The following is a 403-nucleotide window of genomic DNA, read 5'->3' as shown; positions in this document are numbered from 1 at the left end:
GAGTCCTAGTTGGGGCGCCATAAAACTCGGGAAGTGGCTCAGCTTGGTAGAGCACCTTGTTTGGGACCAGGGGGTCGCAGGTTCGAATCCTGTCTTCCCGACCATTAAGTAAATACCCATGGGGACTTAGCTCAGCTGGGAGAGCGCCTGCCTTGCACGCAGGAGGTCAGGGGTTCGATCCCCCTAGTCTCCACCAATTAAATATTAGTAAATAACAATAAATGGCGGAGTAGCTCAACTGGCTAGAGCGTACGGTTCATACCCGTGAGGTTGGGGGTTCGAGTCCCTCCTCCGCTACCAAAGAGAATATGGATAAAATGGAGGAATACCCAAGTCCGGCTGAAGGGATCGGTCTTGCAATCCGACAGGGCGTGAGAGCGTCGCGGGGGTTAGAATCCCTCTT

General features: G+C 53.6%; 3 tRNA genes. All 3 read left to right on the top strand.

The annotated features are described in order from the left end of the window. Nucleotides 1–27 precede the first annotated feature (27 nt). Nucleotides 28–104: transfer RNA gene (locus NEH75_RS11285), tRNA-Pro, on the top strand. A gap of 16 nt (nucleotides 105–120) precedes the next feature. Then, a tRNA-Ala gene (locus NEH75_RS11280) sits at nucleotides 121–196 on the top strand. A 27-nt stretch (nucleotides 197–223) separates the two neighbouring features. Then, a tRNA-Met gene (locus NEH75_RS11275) sits at nucleotides 224–300 on the top strand. Nucleotides 301–403: the final 103 nt, after the last annotated feature.

The organism is Turicibacter sp. T129, from assembly GCF_025594975.1.
Lineage (GTDB): Bacteria > Bacillota_I > Bacilli_A > MOL361 > Turicibacteraceae > Turicibacter > Turicibacter bilis.
The sequence above is the reverse complement of the archived record's forward strand: the minus strand, read 5'-3'. Positions and strand labels throughout refer to the sequence as shown.